The sequence below is a fragment of the Nocardia sp. KT25-26 genome (genome assembly GCF_056627695.1).
The window spans coordinates 1309790-1324752 of record NZ_CM152813.1; the positions used below are offsets into that span (position 1 = coordinate 1309790).

13 protein-coding genes are annotated in these 14963 nt (G+C 71.1%); 4 read left to right on the top strand and 9 right to left on the bottom strand.

Annotation, left to right across the window (positions count from 1 at the left end; genetic code table 11):
* The first annotated feature begins 50 nt into the window (after positions 1–50).
* On the top strand, positions 51–608 hold the full coding sequence (locus tag AC1HFH_RS05925) for a DUF4245 domain-containing protein (RefSeq protein ID WP_480246421.1): 558 nt from the start codon (positions 51–53) through the stop codon (positions 606–608).
* A 6-nt stretch (positions 609–614) separates the two neighbouring features.
* Here AC1HFH_RS05925 and AC1HFH_RS05930 read toward each other — a convergent pair whose 3' ends face one another.
* The 3 genes from AC1HFH_RS05930 to AC1HFH_RS05940 form a co-directional block, all read right to left on the bottom strand.
* Positions 615–860 (bottom strand): exodeoxyribonuclease VII small subunit, encoded by a 246-nt coding sequence (locus AC1HFH_RS05930; protein WP_480247729.1) that lies wholly within the window; start codon positions 858–860, stop codon positions 615–617.
* Positions 857–2164 carry an exodeoxyribonuclease VII large subunit gene (gene xseA / locus AC1HFH_RS05935; RefSeq protein WP_480246422.1) on the bottom strand — a complete coding sequence of 436 codons (1308 nt, stop codon included), beginning with the start codon at positions 2162–2164 and terminating at the stop codon, positions 857–859. The genes AC1HFH_RS05930 and xseA overlap by 4 nt, the downstream gene beginning before the upstream one ends.
* A 108-nt stretch (positions 2165–2272) precedes the next feature.
* Positions 2273–2878, bottom strand: coding sequence for a lipid droplet-associated protein (locus AC1HFH_RS05940; RefSeq protein WP_480246423.1), 606 nt, complete (start codon positions 2876–2878; stop codon positions 2273–2275).
* Between the two features lie 111 nt (positions 2879–2989).
* Between AC1HFH_RS05940 and AC1HFH_RS05945 the strand changes: the two genes are divergently transcribed.
* On the top strand, positions 2990–3991 hold the full coding sequence (locus tag AC1HFH_RS05945; protein WP_480246424.1) for a 4-hydroxy-3-methylbut-2-enyl diphosphate reductase: 1002 nt from the start codon (positions 2990–2992) through the stop codon (positions 3989–3991).
* Between the two features lie 244 nt (positions 3992–4235).
* On the opposite strand, the gene AC1HFH_RS05950 is transcribed toward AC1HFH_RS05945, so the two are convergent.
* Together AC1HFH_RS05950 and AC1HFH_RS05955 are read right to left on the bottom strand one after the other, a co-directional pair.
* On the bottom strand, positions 4236–5315 hold the full coding sequence (locus AC1HFH_RS05950; RefSeq protein ID WP_480246425.1) for a DUF6542 domain-containing protein: 1080 nt from the start codon (positions 5313–5315) through the stop codon (positions 4236–4238).
* Between the two features lie 104 nt (positions 5316–5419).
* Positions 5420–6571, bottom strand: coding sequence for a DNA recombination protein RmuC (locus AC1HFH_RS05955; RefSeq protein WP_480246426.1), 1152 nt, complete (start codon positions 6569–6571; stop codon positions 5420–5422).
* Between the two features lie 107 nt (positions 6572–6678).
* Between AC1HFH_RS05955 and AC1HFH_RS05960 the strand changes: the two genes are divergently transcribed.
* Both AC1HFH_RS05960 and AC1HFH_RS05965 read left to right on the top strand, forming a co-directional pair.
* Positions 6679–7860, top strand: a complete 1182-nt coding sequence (locus AC1HFH_RS05960) for an exonuclease SbcCD subunit D (RefSeq protein WP_480246427.1) — start codon at positions 6679–6681, stop codon at positions 7858–7860.
* Positions 7861–7885: 25 nt separating this feature from the next.
* Complete coding sequence (locus tag AC1HFH_RS05965; protein ID WP_480246428.1) at positions 7886–11443, top strand: AAA family ATPase; 3558 nt, start codon at positions 7886–7888, stop codon at positions 11441–11443.
* Positions 11444–11558: 115 nt separating this feature from the next.
* Here the strand turns inward: AC1HFH_RS05965 and AC1HFH_RS05970 are convergent, their stop codons facing one another.
* The 4 genes from AC1HFH_RS05970 to AC1HFH_RS05985 are packed head-to-tail and all read right to left on the bottom strand — an operon-like array spanning position 11559 to position 14939.
* Positions 11559–12089 (bottom strand): methylated-DNA--[protein]-cysteine S-methyltransferase, encoded by a 531-nt coding sequence (locus AC1HFH_RS05970; RefSeq protein ID WP_480246429.1) that lies wholly within the window; start codon positions 12087–12089, stop codon positions 11559–11561.
* A gap of 41 nt (positions 12090–12130) precedes the next feature.
* A complete protein-coding gene (locus tag AC1HFH_RS05975; protein WP_480246430.1) occupies positions 12131–13618 on the bottom strand; it encodes an AlkA N-terminal domain-containing protein in 1488 nt (495 codons plus the stop codon).
* A 35-nt stretch (positions 13619–13653) separates the two neighbouring features.
* On the bottom strand, positions 13654–14076 hold the full coding sequence (locus AC1HFH_RS05980; RefSeq protein ID WP_480246431.1) for a VOC family protein: 423 nt from the start codon (positions 14074–14076) through the stop codon (positions 13654–13656).
* A 59-nt stretch (positions 14077–14135) separates the two neighbouring features.
* Positions 14136–14939: a hypothetical protein gene (locus AC1HFH_RS05985; protein ID WP_480246432.1), complete on the bottom strand. Its 804-nt coding sequence runs from the start codon at positions 14937–14939 to the stop codon at positions 14136–14138.
* Positions 14940–14963 lie beyond the last annotated feature (24 nt).

Here is a 14963-nt window from a genome sequence, read left to right on the forward strand (position 1 = left end):
CCGATACCCCTACGGGCAGGTCCCGGCGCACCGAGTGGATACTTGGAGGAGTGTCGTACCAAAAGCCACGCATCATGAACGACTACCGGGATCTGTTCTGGTCGTTGATTCCGCTCGTGCTGATCGCGGTGGTGCTGGCGGGTGCGGCGAGCCAGTGCACGTTCTCGGCGAGCGGTCCGACCCAGGGGCCGATCCCGGACTTCGACGCCGATACCGCACTCACCCAGGATGCCCGGACGCTGCCCTTCCCGATCCGCAACCCGGATCTGCCCGACGGCTGGACACCCAACTCGGGCAGCCGCGAGCCGCTGGCCGACGGCTCGGTCAGCACCGTCGGCTACATCACCCCGCAGGGCACCTATATGCGGATGTCGCAGTCGGACGCCACCGAGACCGAACTGGCCCGGCACGACCTGGGCTCCCGGTACGCGTCCGGGACGACCGACGTCGACGGCCGCACCTGGGTGGTCTATGCCGAACCGACCGAGGAATCCGCCTGGATCACCGATTTCGGGGACGCCCGGGTCCTGATCACCGGTGCCGGCGACGAAGCGGCCTTCACCACGCTGGCCGAGGCGATCGGCGCGGCCACCCCGATCGCCGGCTGACGGCCGTCAGTCGGCCGAATCGCCGTCGGTGCGGGCGAGTGCGTCTTCGACGCGTTGCCGGGCACCGGCCAGGTGTTCCTCGCAGCGCCGGGCGAGGGCTTCACCGCGTTCCCACAGGGCCAGCGAGTCGTCGAGGTCCATACCACCTTGTTCGAGCATCTTCACCACGTTGACCAGCTCGTCGCGGGCCCGTTCGTAGCCGAAGCCGGCGATCTCGTCGGCCTCGGTGCCGTCGGTATCGGCCACGCTCAGTTCCCCTTCCGGTCGGATTCGGCGGTCGCGCCGACGATCCGCTGGACACCCAGCGCCGCCGCGGTGACGGCACCGTCGGCGACCCGGATCCGCAGCTGGCTACCCGGCGGGGCATCGTCGACCGAGTGGATCACGTGCCGCTGGTGGCCTTCGACGCGCTGCACGACAGCGTAGCCGCGGGCCATGGTGGCGGCTGGGCCCACCGCGGTCAGCTTCTCGCGGAGGTGCCGGGTGGTGGTGGTCTCGGCCTGCACCAGATGCCCGACGGTGCGGCGAGCCGTGCTGCGCAACCGTTCCACCTCGTCGTGCCGGTGCCCCAGTTCACGCAGCGGATCGGCTAGTACCGGGCGGGACCGCAGCTGAGCGAGGCTGTGTGTCTCCCGCTGCACCCAGCCGCGCAGGGCCGCGGCGGACCGCGCGCGCAGTTCCCGCACCCCGGTGAGTTCGGCGGCGGCGTCGGGAACGATCCGCTTGGCCGCGTCGGTCGGTGTCGCGGCCCGCAGATCGGCCACCAGATCGCTGAGCGGACTGTCCGGTTCGTGGCCGATCGCGCTGACCACCGGTGTGGTCGCGGCGCTGATCGCTCGGCACAGCGTCTCGTCGGAGAAGGGCAGCAGGTCCTCGACACTGCCGCCGCCGCGGGCCAGCACGATCACATCGACCTGTGGATCCCGGTCGAGTTCGTCGAGCGCCGCCACCACCTGCGGTACCGCCGTGGGGCCCTGGACCGCAGTGTTGCGGACCACGAAACGCACTGCCGGCCAGCGGTCGCGGGCGACGGTCAGCACATCGTGTTCGGCGGCGCTGGCCCGGCCGGTGATCAGGCCGACCGTGCCGGGCAGGAACGGAACCGGGCGTTTGCGGCGTTCGTCGAACAACCCCTCCGCGCCCAGCAATGCCTTCAACCGTTCGATCCGGGCGAGGAGTTCACCGATTCCGACCGCGCGGATCTCGGTAATCCGCAGCGATACCGTGCCGCGCCCCGTGAAGAACGAAAGCTTGCCGTAGACGATCACCCGGCTGCCTTCGGTGAGTGGTACCGGACTACGTCGCAGCAGCTCCGGATCGCAGGTCACCGACAGCGACATGTCCGCCGCCGTATCGCGCAGTACCAGGAATGCCGTGCGGGAGCCGGGCCGCTGGTTGATCTGGGTCAGCTGCCCCTCGACCCAGATGCTGCCGAGCCGGTCGATCCACTGGGCGACCTTGATCGCGACCGTCCGCACCGGCCACGGCTGTTCGGGCGAACTGGCCGCGGCGCGCGGGGTGGTGCCGCCGGGCTCGGTGCTGCCGTCGCGAGTCATAGGACAGGTATACGTGGTGCCACCGACATTCGAGAACCGGGCACCACGAGATGCTTCACACGGCGACGGCCGGCCGCGCTGCCGCGCGGCCGGCCGTCGAAGGGCGAGTTACTGCTTGGCGGTGACGGTGGCGATCCGGTTGGTCAGCATGGTGACGAACGGCGCTCGCGCACCGGTCTGCTTCTCGAACTCGAGCAGCTGGCGCAGCTCCTCGACCGTCAGCATCCGCAGCCGGGCGCGCAGCTGAGCGAGCGTCATGTTCGGGTAGTCGTAGCGCACGGCGACCTCCGGCGCGATGACCTCGCCGACCGGCTCCGGTTCGGGTTCCGGTTCGGTCTCGCGCTCGGTCTCGACAGCCACCAGCGTGGCTGCGGCACGACCGTTGCTGCTGCCGTTGCTGCTGGGTTCCGGTGTGTCGGCGCCGACCAGGTCGAATCGGCTGACCCGGCGCTCGGTGACCGGCTCGGTGGGCAGATCCTCGTCGAAGGTTGCCCATTCCGGCTGGTCCGCGGTGCCGCCGATCCGTTCGAAGACCGCGTCGCCCTTGAGCGCCAGGCTGGTCACGAACTGCTGCACGTGCATGGTGGTCTGCAACACCCGGCTGATCGCGGTGATCGGGAAATGCACGGCCGCCGTGGGCAGCCGCCGGGTCTCTTCGATGGCATAGACAGCTGCCCCGGCGGCGACCCGGGCCAGGAAGGGAGGTCGAAACATGGGTCTCAGCCTGCCCGATACACGGTGTTCTGCAAAGACGTCGAAGGCCGGATGTGACCAACTGCCCCGTCCGGTCGGGTGCCCGCCGGGCCGCGCACGTAAGGTGGGGGCATGACCTCGGCCATTCCCCTGAACGTCGGAATCGCCGGTTCGGCCGGCTCGTCGCCCGCCGGTGGCAAGCGAGTCCTGCTGGCCGAACCGCGTGGCTACTGCGCCGGTGTCGACCGGGCCGTCGAAACCGTGGAGAAGGCACTCGAGAAGCACGGCGCACCGATCTACGTCCGCAAGGAAATCGTGCACAACCGGCACGTCGTCGAGACGCTGCGGGAGCGTGGCGTGATCTTCGTCGACGAAACCGACGAGGTGCCCGAGGGTGAACTCGTGGTGTTCTCCGCACACGGCGTCGCGCCGGCCGTGCACGAGACCGCCGCCGCCCGCAACCTGCGCACCATCGACGCCACCTGCCCGCTGGTGACCAAGGTGCACCAGGAAGCCAAGCGATTCGCCCGGGACGACTACGACATCCTGCTCATCGGACATGTCGGCCACGAGGAAGTGGAGGGCACCTCGGGCGAGGCGCCCAGCCATGTCCAGGTGGTGGACGGCCCCGATGCCGTCGACGATGTGGTGGTGCGCGACGAGAACAAGGTGATCTGGCTGTCGCAGACCACCCTCAGCGTCGACGAGACGATGGAGACCGTGCAGCGGCTGCGGGACCGGTTCCCGGCGTTGCAGGACCCGCCGAGCGACGACATCTGCTACGCCACCCAGAACCGGCAGGTCGCGGTCAAGGCGATGGCCCCGGAATGCGATCTGGTGATCGTGGTCGGCTCGCGCAACTCGTCGAACTCGGTGCGGCTCGTGGAAGTGGCGCTGGGTGCGGGTGCGAAGGCCGCCCACCTGGTCGACTACGCCCGCGAAGTGGACCCCGCCTGGCTCGACGGCGTCCGGACGGTGGGCATCACCTCCGGCGCCTCGGTACCCGAGATCCTGGTGACCGGGGTCCTCGAACTGCTCGCCGAGCACGGCTTCGGCCAGGTGCAGTCGGTGACCACCGCCAACGAGACCCTGGTCTTCGCGCTGCCCAGGGAACTGCGCACACCGCGCCGCTGAACCCGGCCCCGGTGGACCCTGGCCCGAGGCGCCTGTTGGAGGGACGGGACGGCCAGTCGGTCCGAGACAGCCAATGCCGGGTGGACAACCGGCCGGGCGAGGAAGACCGAGCATGCCACCGGTCCGAACTACCGTTTTTTCCGCCCACCTATGAGCGACAGCTCACCTGCCGGGATGGCCTGCACAGAGTTGTCGCTCATAGGTGGGCGGTTCGATCGGGCACCCGGCTCTCGAATGGTTCGGCTCAGGCGCCGCCGCGTCGGCGCGGGGTCCGGCCGGAGTCGCGATCGCGGTAACGCACATTGGGCTGCGGGTGCGGTGGGGGCTCGCCGCGTCGGCCGCCGCTTCGGGCGGATGGGGCGGGCTGTGGCTCGCGCCCACGGGCCGGTTCCGGCTTCCGGCGGGCCGGGCTCTTCATATCGACAGCGGTTGCCGGGTCGTCGACGGCTGCGCCGCCGCGCCGGGGTGGCCGTGCCGGTTGGGTGTTGCCCCGCTGGGAACCCCGCTGCTTCGGCGGGGGGTCGGATTCCCTGCGGCGTCCTCGGCCGGCGGTCGGCGTCTCCGGGGTTCGCTGCCGGCCGGTGCCGGACCCGCGCTTGGACGAACGCTCTCCCCGTCCCGAAGCCGATCCACGATCGGCCCCCCGGCTCCCGGCGGAACCACGCTCGGGCCGGTCGGTACCCGATCCACGGCCGGTGCCGGACCTGCGGCCGGTACCCGACCCGAACCCGCGGGCGCCGCCGGACCCCCGGCCCGAACCGTCACCGCGGCCGGTCCGGGCGGTAGACGGCCTGGTCCGGCCACCTCCGGTCCGGCCGTCGCCATCGGGCCGCCGACGCCGGGAGCTGCGGCCGGGCTCGGCACCGAGCGCCGCTGCCGGACCCGGCGCGTTCCGGTGCAGCAGGATCCGGATGCCGCCGATGGCCAGCGCCAGCACGGTGCCGAGCAACATCACCGGGAACCGCTGAACCAGCGGGATGGCCAGGGTGAAAAGCACATCCTTCAGCGAGGACGAGCCACCACCGTCGAGGATCTGCGAGACCACCGGGACCGAGACGAACAACAGCAGCGGTGGCAGGACCATCGTGATGAACAGGCCGCGATAGCGCACCGCGAGCACGGCCAGCACACAACCCAGCACGTAGCACGCGTCGAAACTTCCGGTCGGCTCGGTTTCCCCGCCGACCAGGTCGATCAGGAAACCGACCAGTGTGGCGCCGACCGCGATCAGCACGGCGACGCCGGCGGACACGCCCGGCACCGTCGGCAGGATGGAACGTTGCGGCGCGGGGACCCGGGATCGCGCACGTTGGGAAGCAGCCACCCCATGACATTAACCGGCTTACCGCTTCGTGCGCGCCAGGGCACGTCCGAAGTCCGGACCGGCCGACTGTGCGATCGCCGGGCCCGTCCGGCTCCGGTCGCCGCTCAGCCGGTGCCCTCGGCCTCGGCGAAGGCCACCGAGCGGGGCCGGGTGTCGGCGGGCTGCAGCAATGGAAGGTCCTGGTCACCGATGCCGAGTTCGTGCATCCGCCGGGCGCTGACCAGCAACCGGGACTCCATGGAACCCACGGTGGCATTGAAGGCCGTCACCGCCCGGTTCAGGTGTGTTCCGAGCTCGTCCAGGTGGCCGGCGACCTTGCCGAGGCGGCTGTACAGCTCCTGGCCGAGCCGCCGGACCGTCGCCATATCCTGGGACAACGCCTCCTGCCGCCAGCCGAAGGCCACCGTCCGCAACAACGCGATGAGGGTCGTGGGCGTGGCGAGTACGACATTGCGGCCGAAGGCGTACTCCAGCAGATCCGGGTCGGTGCCGAGGGCCGCATCGAGGAACGGGTCGCCGGGCACGAACAGCACCACGAACTCGGGTGCGGGGTCGAACGCCGTCCAGTAGGACTTGTCGGCGAGCTGGTCGATATGGCTGCGCAGGTGTTTGGCATGCCGGGTGAGCAGCTCTGCCCGGGCACCGGGCCGGTCGGTGGTGCACGCCTCCAGATACGCGGTGAACGGCACCTTGGCATCGACGACGATGTGCCGGCCGCCGGCGAGCCGGACCACCAGATCCGGACGGACCACCCGTTCGTCGTCGAGTCCGGCTCGCCGGGTGACCTGGGTGTCGAAATCACAGTGCCGGCTCATCCCGGCCAGTTCCACGACGCGTTCCAGCTGGATCTCACCCCACCGCCCCCGGACCTGCGGTGCCCGCAGCGCGCTGACCAGCTGACCGGTCTGGCCGGCGAGTTGCTGCGAGGTGTGCTGCATGCCCGCCACCTGCTCCCGCAGGCTCGAATAGGCGTCCACTCGCTGATGCTCCACCTTCCGCAGGTTCTCGGTCAGGGCACCCACTGCGTCGCGCAGCGGATCGACCAGGGCGCCGACCGCCTGCGCGTGCCGGCGGGCCGCGTCGTCGTTCGCGGCCTGCAGCGATTGCCGTAGCAACCGCTCGTTGTCGTGGGCGGCGGCCAGCCGCGCCTCGGCGGCCGTGGCACGGTGACCACCGCGGGCGGTATGGGTGAGCCAGCCGAGACCGAACCCGGCGGCGAACACCAGCAGGAGCGCGACGAGCGTCGATGCGGTCATGTCCGGATGGTGCCCGACGGCACCGACAAGTCCGCAACCGTCCGGCAACGCCCGGCGCGTCGCGGCATATTGAAAGTTGTCGGTGCGGTGTCCTACGGTTTCGCGACATGCGGATCCTGCACACCTCCGATTGGCATATCGGCCGCACCTTCCACGGTGTCGATCTGCTCGCCGATCAGGAGCGGGTGCTTGCGGCGATCGCCGATCTGGTCGCCGCGGAATCGGTCGACGCCGTGGTGGTTCCGGGCGATGTCTACGACCGATCCATCCCGAGCGCGGATGCGATCGCGGTGTGTCAGCGCGGGCTGGCCGCGATCCGCGCGGCCGGCGCCGAACTCGTGGTCACCTCGGGTAACCACGATTCGCCGGTGCGATTGGGCGCGGGAGCCGATTTCGCCGCCGCCGGTGGCCTGCACCTGCGCACCCGGGTGGCCGACGCGCACCGGCCGGTGCTGCGTGCCGACGAACACGGTCCGGTCGCGTTCTACGGCATCCCCTACCTGGAACCGGAGATCACCCGCGCCGAGCTCGGGGTGCCGCGGGCCCGGTCGCATGCGGAAATCCTCGACGCGGCCATGGCGCGGATCCGCGCGGACCTGGCGGGTCGGTCCGGGGTGCGCTCGGTGGTGCTGGCCCATGCGTTCGTGGTCGGCGGGGAGGCGACCGGATCGGAACGGTCCATCTCGGTGGGTGGCGTGGAGACGGTGCCGCTGCGGGCCTTCGACGGGATCGACTATGTGGCGCTGGGGCACTTGCATTCGCCGCAGACCCTGGCGGAGCCGGTCCGGTACTCCGGTTCGCCGCTGCCGTACTCGTTCGCGGAGAGCTCCCACCGCAAGGCCGTGTGGATCGTCGATCTGGATGCCGCCGGGCTCGCCGGAGTGACCCGGCACGACCTCCCGCTCGCCCGCGGCCTGAGCCGGCTCACCGGCACCCTGGACGAGCTGCTCACCTCGGCCGAATACAGCGAGGCCGAGCAGCATTACGTCTCCGTGACGCTGACCGACAACGCCCGCCCCGTGGACCCGATGCGCAAGCTGCGGGATCGGTTCCCGCATGCGGTGCATGTCGAATGGGAACGGCCGGGCGGCAACCCGGAACTGCACTACCGCGAACGCGTGCACGGGCGGCGCGACGCCGAAGTGGCGGTGGGCTTCCTCACCGATGTGCGTGGTGCGCCCAGCGCCGCCGAGGTCGACTGGGTGGAACAGGCACTGACCGCGGCGGTGGCGGTGCGCCGGGACGAGCACGCTCCGGCATACGGAACCGAACCAGGGGAGGTCGCATGACCCGGTCCACGGCGGATGTGGCCGGATGAGGCTGCACCGGCTGGAGATGACCGCGTTCGGGCCGTTCGCCGATACGACCGTCGTCGATTTCGACGAACTCGGCGCCGACGGGCTGTTCCTACTGCACGGGCACACCGGCGCCGGCAAGACCACGGTGCTCGACGCGATCGCCTTCGCGCTCTACGGCCGGGTTCCGGGGGCCCGGGGGGAGAGCAAGCGGCTGCACTCCGACCATGCGCCCGCGCAGACACCCCCGAAAGTGGCGCTGGAGGCCACCGTCGGCGGCCGGCGGATCCGGTTGACCAGGATTCCGGAGTTCGAGCGGCCGAAGCTGCGTGGGACGGGTACCCGGGTGGATCCGCCCAAGGCCACGCTGACCTGGCTGGACGGTTCGGGTGAGAACCTCGCCCGGATCACCGATATCGGCGACGAGGTGCTGCGCCTGCTCGGAATGAGTGCGGATCAGTTCTTCCAGGTGGTCCTGCTGCCGCAGGGAGATTTCGCCCGATTCCTGCGGGCCGACAACGAGGACCGCGAGAAGCTGCTGGAAAAGCTCTTCGACACCGAACGATTCGGCACCGCCGAACAGTGGCTGGCCGATCGGCGCCGATCCGCCGCGGCCGATCTGGCGGAGCGGAAACAGGGGATCGACCGGCTGATCACCCGGATCGGGATGGCGGCCGGGGTCACCGCCACCGAATCGGTGGAAGTGGCCGAAGCGGTGCAGTGGTCGCAAGAGTTGCTCGATACCGCGCGAACCGAGCTGGCCGAGGCGATGCGCATCGCCGAAAGCCGCAAGAGCACGGCCGAGCAGATCCGCAGGCATGGCGAGGAGCAGCGGCGGATCGGGGAGCTGCAGCGGCGTGGCCGGGCCGCGCGCGCGGAATTGGCCGAGTTCGCCGCAGGTGCCGACCGGCGGGCACGGATGGCCGCCGAGCTCGACCGAGCCCGGCAGGCGCTGCCGGTGGTGCAGGCACTGGACGAGGCCCGCCCGGTGGTTCGCACCTATCGGGGCGCCGAGGCCGGGCGAAACCGGCACGCCGCCGCGATGGCGCAATTGCTCGCCGACGCGGCCGCGGCCGATCTGCCCGGTGCCGAGCTACTGCCGTTGTCCCGTGACGAGTCCGGCAGCACCGTGGTCACCGACGGCGATCCGGCTGCTGCGGCCGCGGTCTGGCAAACCGCACTCGGCGCACTGGGAGAGGTACGGTCCGACGCCGAGACGGTTACCGAGCTGGACACCGAACTGGCCGGTCTCCGGGCCACCGAAAACGAGCTCACCACCCGCGCACGGGAGTTGACGACCCGGGCCGCCGAATTACCCGATGCGCTGGTGGCCGCCGAGACCCGGGTCCGGGAGACCAACGAGGCCGCCGCCGCCCTGCCGGGGCTGCGGGCGGAGCTCGGGCGGCTCCAGGACGCCGCGGCGGCGGCGGTCGAACTGTCGCGCAGCCGCACCGGACTCGACCGCGCCCGAGTGGCCTACGAGTCGGCCCGCGGCACCTACAACGACGCCCGGGACACCGTGCTCGACCTCCGGGAGCGTCGGCTCGCCGGAATGGCCGCCGAACTCGCCGGCCGGCTGGCGAGCGGGACCCCGTGCGCGGTATGCGGATCGGCCGAGCATCCGCATCCGGCCCGGCCCACCGAGGACGCGGTGTCCGAGCAGGCCGAGGCGGCCGCGGTGGCCGCCGAACGGACCGCCGAGGCAGCGCGGGATCGAGCCGGTGAGCGGGTCAACGCCTTGGAACGCGAGATCGAAGCGCTGCTCGCCCGGGGCGGCGATACCGATCCGGTGCAGCTCGCGGCCGAGGTCGGGGCCGCCGCCGACCGGGTCGACGATGCCCAGGAGACCGCCGATCGCCACGACGCGGCGACGACGGCCCTGACCGCGCTGCGCACCGAGCAGGATCGGCTGCACGAGCAGGTCCGCGATACCGAGACCCGGCTCGGAACGGTCACGGCTCGGATCGCCGACGCAACGGATCGCCGAGACGAACTCGCCGTGAAACTACGTGCGGCGGCCGGCGCCGACCAAACCGTCGATCGCCGCGCTGCCCGATTGCGGAACCTGATCGAAGCCGCCGAATCACTGCGCACCGCTCGCGCCGAGGTGGACTCGGCCGCCGCCGCGGTCCGCGCCGCCGCCGACCGGGTCGCCGCCCGGAGCTACGCCGCGGATTTCGTCCCCGCCGGGTTCGCGGACCGCTGCCGCCCGCAGGTGACAACACGTCCGGACGCAGACCACGCTGCCGGTGCCGGCGACCCGGGCGCCCGGGGCCGATCGGCCTCCGGAAGTCCGGATGGGTCGACAACCGCATCAGACGCCGCCGGCCCTCGCGAATCCGCCACCATCCCGGCCCGGGTATCCGCCGGGCCGGATGTCGGGACCGACCGGATCGACGGTCGTCCGTCGAACGAGTCCGGGCAGGAACCGGGCATGCGAACGAGCCGGAGCACCGGGGCGGATGCCGCGCCGGTCGACCCCGCCGTGGTTTCCGCCTCACTCGTGGATACCGAGCCGACGCTGTTCGATCTCTTCGAGCCCGAGCCCGAGCCCGAGCCCGAGCCGGAGTCGAGGCACGAACCGGAGCCGGAGCCGGAGCCGGAGTCCGAGCCGGGGCCGGCGCCGGTGGTGGACCGGGACCCGGCGCCCGGTGATCCGCAGCCCGCCGACCGGACCAGGAACGAATCCCCGGACCAGGACATCGCGCTGCTGAAGGCATGCGCCGAACTGGTGGCGGAGGTCGTTCGCAGTCCCGACCAGCTGGAACGCATCGAGCAGGAGCTCATCCACGCCGACCGGGAACGTGCGCACGCCGAGGCGGTGCTCGCCGAACCGGATATCCGGGCGGCTGCCGACCTCGAAGTCGCCGATATCGCGGATCTCGACCGGCAGTACGCCGCGGCCCGGGCGGCGCAGGACGACGCCGTCGCGGCGCATTCGGCCGCGGTCACCCGGGTCGGGCAGCTGGAGGAGTTGGGCGCGCAACTGTGGGCCGAAGTGGAGCGGATCGCGCCGATCCAGTCGTCCTTCGACGAACTGGCCGGTCTCGCGGATGTGGTGGCCGGGCGCGGGGAGAACAACCGCCGGATGTCGCTGCGTTCGTACGTGCTGGCGGCTCGGCTCGAAGAGGTCGCGGTGGCCGGGTCGATCCGGCTGCGCCGGATGTCGCAGGGCCGCTACGAATTCGTGCACACCGACCGGGCCGGGCCCAGGGGCCGCCGCGGCGGGCTCGGCCTGGACATCCGCGACGACTACACCGGCGCGATCCGCCCCGCCAAGACCCTCTCGGGCGGCGAAACTTTCATGGCATCCCTGGCATTGGCGCTCGGTCTGGCCGATATCGTCGCCGCCGAAACCGGCGGCCTGGTCCTGGACACCCTGTTCATCGACGAGGGTTTCGGCAGCCTGGACGGTGACACCCTCGACGCCGTCATGGGTGTGCTCGACGAACTGCGGGCCGGCGGCCGGGTGGTCGGCGTGGTCAGCCACGTCGACGAGATGCGGCAGCGTATCCCGAGTCGCTTGCACGTGGTCCGCGGCCGGGACGGTTCCCGGCTGCAGGCCACTGTCGCGTGAATCCCGCCTCCGGGCCACCGCGATCAGCCGGTGTTGAATTGGGCTGACCCGCGAGGCCCTGCGTGGTTACGCTTCGCTTCCGCCTCCGGGCCACCGCGATCAGCCGGTGTTCCGCTCAGGCGGCGCGTTCGTGTTCGAGCAGCCAGCGTTTCGCGTCCAGCCCCCAGCGGAACCCGCCCAGATTGCCGCCGATGCGCAGCACCCGGTGGCACGGCACGAACAGGGCCGCGGCATTACGGGCACAGGCGTTGGCGGCGGCGCGAGTGGCGGCCGGGCGACCGGCGGAGGCCGCGAATTCGGTATAGGTGACCGGGGCGCCCGCCGGGACGGTGCGCAGCACATCCCAGGCGTGCCGGAGGAATTCGCCGGACTGCTGCCGGACCGGGATGTCGTCGATGGCGGTGAGGACACCCGCGTGGTAGTCGCGGACGGCCCGCGTGACAGCGCCCAGTTCGGCCCGGGCGCGCAGGCCGCCCGGGCGCAGGCCGGGATGGATCAGCCCGCGGAGTTCTTCGGCATCGGCGGTCCAGCCGGCGGCGAGAACCACGCCGTCGTCGTCGACCACGGCGGTGAACGGGCCGATCGGTGTATCGAGCGTCGCGGTGTCGGCAGTGCGGTCGGTGGGGGAGGAGGCGTTCCGGGACACGAGGATTCGCTTTCGTCGCAGGTCGGTCGGGGTGGGTGGGATCAGCCGGTGGCTCGGTGCGCGATGGCGGTCTTCCACAGATGCATGGACAGGTAGGAGCGCCATGGCGCCCAGCGCCCGGCGTCGCGGAGGTCGATATCGAGCAGTTCCGCACCGCGTCGGACCACCAGATCGGTGCCGAGCAGGATGTCCGGGTCGGCGAGCAGCCGCATGGTCACGTAGTCGGCCGTCCACGGGCCGACACCGCCGAGGGCGAGCAGGTCGCGGCGCAGTTCGGCGGCGGTCCGGCCCGGATGCAGGACCAGTTCACCACCGGCGAGGGCGGCCGCGGCCCCGACGATTGCCCGGATCCGGCGGGCCGGGCCGGTGAGTACTTCGGCACCTCGTTCGGCGATCACCTCCGGTGTCGGGAACAGGTAGGGGATGGGGCCGGGAATCGGTTCGCCGAGCTCGGCGACCAGGCGGCCGGTGTGTGTGGTGGCCGCCGCGACCGAGATCTGCTGGCCGATCATGGTGCGCAACAGCAGCTCCGGACCGTCTACCGCACCGGGCACCCGGATTCCGGGGGTGAACGGAGGTGGTCCGGTGACCGGCCGGGCGTCGTCGAGGGCTGCGTCGATGCCGTGCGGGTCGGCGTCGAGGTCGAGCAGATGCCGCAGCCGGGCGACCGTGGGGGCGAGGTCGCGCATATCGTGCAGGGACAGCTGGGCGCGGATATGGCCGGGGCCGAAGGCGAGCCGGGCGATCGCGTATCCGTGCGGGGTGCGCAGGCTCCGGGCGTATCCCGCATCGTCGGCCACCTCGATTCCGGGGACCGCATGTGCGCCGAGAAACCAGTCCAGCCAGGCGGTGTCCAGGGGTTCGCGGTACGGCAGGCGCAGCGTGAGGGCGCCGTTGCCGGCGGGCGCCCCGGTATCGCCGCGGGCCCGGCGGGCTTCGGTACGCAGGATGCTCGGGCTGACGGCGAAGACATCGCGCACGGTGTCGTTGAACTGCCGGATGCTGGCGAAACCGGCCGCGAAGGCGATATCGGACATCGGCATCGTGGTGGTCTGAATCAGCAACCGGGCGGTGTGTGCCCGGTGTGCCCGGGCCAGGGCCAGCGGGCCGGCGCCGAGTTCGGTGGTGAGTACCCGGGTCAGCTGGCGCTGGGAGTAACCGAGACCGGAGGCCAGTGCCGGGACCCCGCCGCGTTCCACCAGTCCGTCACCGATCAGGCGCATCGCGCGGGCGGCCAGGTCGGCGCGGGTGTTCCACAGTGGTGAACCCGGTGTCGCATCCGGCAGGCAGCGCCGGCAGGCGCGATACCCGGCCTGCTGGGCGGCCGCCGCCGTCGGCAGGAAGGTCACGTTGACCCGCTTCGGGGTGATGGCCGGGCAGGATGGCCGGCAGTAGATGCCGGTGGTGCGCACGGCGGTGAAGAACTGTCCGTCGAAGCGGGCGTCACGGGTGGATACGGCCCGGTAGCAGCGGTCGAAGTCCAGGGTGGAAGCGGTCACGCTGTCCACGATGGCAGCAGCCGACCGCATCCGCTAGCGGAAATCGGACACGACTGCGGGGTTGTTCACTGTCCCCGGTAGGTGCCGAAACTCCACAGGTTGCCCTCGGGGTCCCGGGCCGTGAAACCGCGCGAACCGTAGTCCTCGTCGCGCAGTTCGGTGACGATCTGTGCGCCGGCGGCGACCGCGCGGGTGTGCAAGGTGTCGGGGTCGTCGCACACCAGGTAGGTGCAGTCGTTGCCGGGGATGCGGCTGCCGAACGGGCCGTCGTCCTTACCGGCCGAGCCGAACATCACCCCGCCGCCGGCCGGCCAGCTCAACTGACCGTGTTCCACGATCGCCGGGTCGCTGTCTCGGGTGTAGAGCGCGGCCTGTTCGAAGCCGAATGCCTCGGTGAGAAATCGCACCGCGGCGTGCGCATCCCGGAAGGCCAGGCACGGCCAGACCGCATTGCTGATACGAGTGGGATCATCGACTGTTTCGCTCATGAACCCAGCCTGCGCGGTCCGGCCGTGCCGGTCTTGGACGGATGGAACCTGTCGGCGATTCAGCAGGACTCGAAGTACCTGGTGAGCCTGTCCGGTACGCCGTCGGCGGCCGCCTCCGACCAGCAGATCGTGTGCGGGAAGGTCGTGTAGGTCTCCCAGTCGTCGCTGCCGTCGTTGCGGATCAGGCGCTGATTGTCGCCGGGCGACTCGGGCCAGCTGATCACGCCCCAGGCGCCGTCGCATTCGCGTACCTGGGCAGGCGTAGCAGCCAGATGGGCGTCGACATCGAGGGAGCCGACGACGGTATCGGTCGCACACGACTCGGGCAGCGGTTCGGTGGGCTCGAACTGGATCACCACGGTCTCCGGATCATCGAACAGGAAGAATCGGCGCAGCGAGACCTGGAGGGGGACAGCGTCGGCCGAATCGGTGATGCTGTACTCGTAGCAGCCGCGCGGCAGTGTCTCGTGGGTCTGCCCGTCGTCCCCGGTGTGCAGCTCGAAGTCCTCGACCGGCAGGGCGCCGGCGGGGATGCCGGCCTGTGGATTCGTCCCGTCGCAGTCGGCGAACCGTCGGGCGAACACGCTCACGCCCGGTACCGGCATCCGGGTGGTGGTTTCGGTTCGGATGGTGACCGGAATCATCGGCAGGTCCCCGCTGTCGGCGGACCGGTCGGGTGCCGGGCCGTCCGATGCCCGGTCCGTGGCCGGCTGCTCGGCCGCCGACGAGGCCCCGGTAGGGGCCGCCTCGACGGTGTTCGTGGAGCCCCCGTCCGGTGCCGGCTCGGTCTCGGGATCTGTGCAGGCTGCAGTGAGGCTCAGTGCCGCCGCGGCGATCACGAATACTGCACGGACATTGCGCATGATGGTCCTTCCCCTCGCGCGGCG

Bases quoted from the DNA above. Each gene is read 5' to 3' on its own strand.
- AC1HFH_RS05980 (WP_480246431.1), bottom strand. From the start codon at position 14,076: ATGAGCGAAACAGTCGATGATCCCACTCGTATCAGCAATGCGGTCTGG.
- AC1HFH_RS05940 (WP_480246423.1), bottom strand. From the start codon at position 2,878: ATGTTTCGACCTCCCTTCCTGGCCCGGGTCGCCGCCGGGGCAGCTGTC.
- AC1HFH_RS05945 (WP_480246424.1), top strand. From the start codon at position 2,990: ATGACCTCGGCCATTCCCCTGAACGTCGGAATCGCCGGTTCGGCCGGC.
- AC1HFH_RS05985 (WP_480246432.1), bottom strand. From the start codon at position 14,939: ATGCGCAATGTCCGTGCAGTATTCGTGATCGCCGCGGCGGCACTGAGC.
- AC1HFH_RS05960 (WP_480246427.1), top strand. From the start codon at position 6,679: ATGCGGATCCTGCACACCTCCGATTGGCATATCGGCCGCACCTTCCAC.
- AC1HFH_RS05975 (WP_480246430.1), bottom strand. From the start codon at position 13,618: ATGCGGTCGGCTGCTGCCATCGTGGACAGCGTGACCGCTTCCACCCTG.
- AC1HFH_RS05965 (WP_480246428.1), top strand. From the start codon at position 7,886: ATGAGGCTGCACCGGCTGGAGATGACCGCGTTCGGGCCGTTCGCCGAT.
- AC1HFH_RS05955 (WP_480246426.1), bottom strand. From the start codon at position 6,571: ATGACCGCATCGACGCTCGTCGCGCTCCTGCTGGTGTTCGCCGCCGGG.
- xseA (WP_480246422.1), bottom strand. From the start codon at position 2,164: ATGACTCGCGACGGCAGCACCGAGCCCGGCGGCACCACCCCGCGCGCC.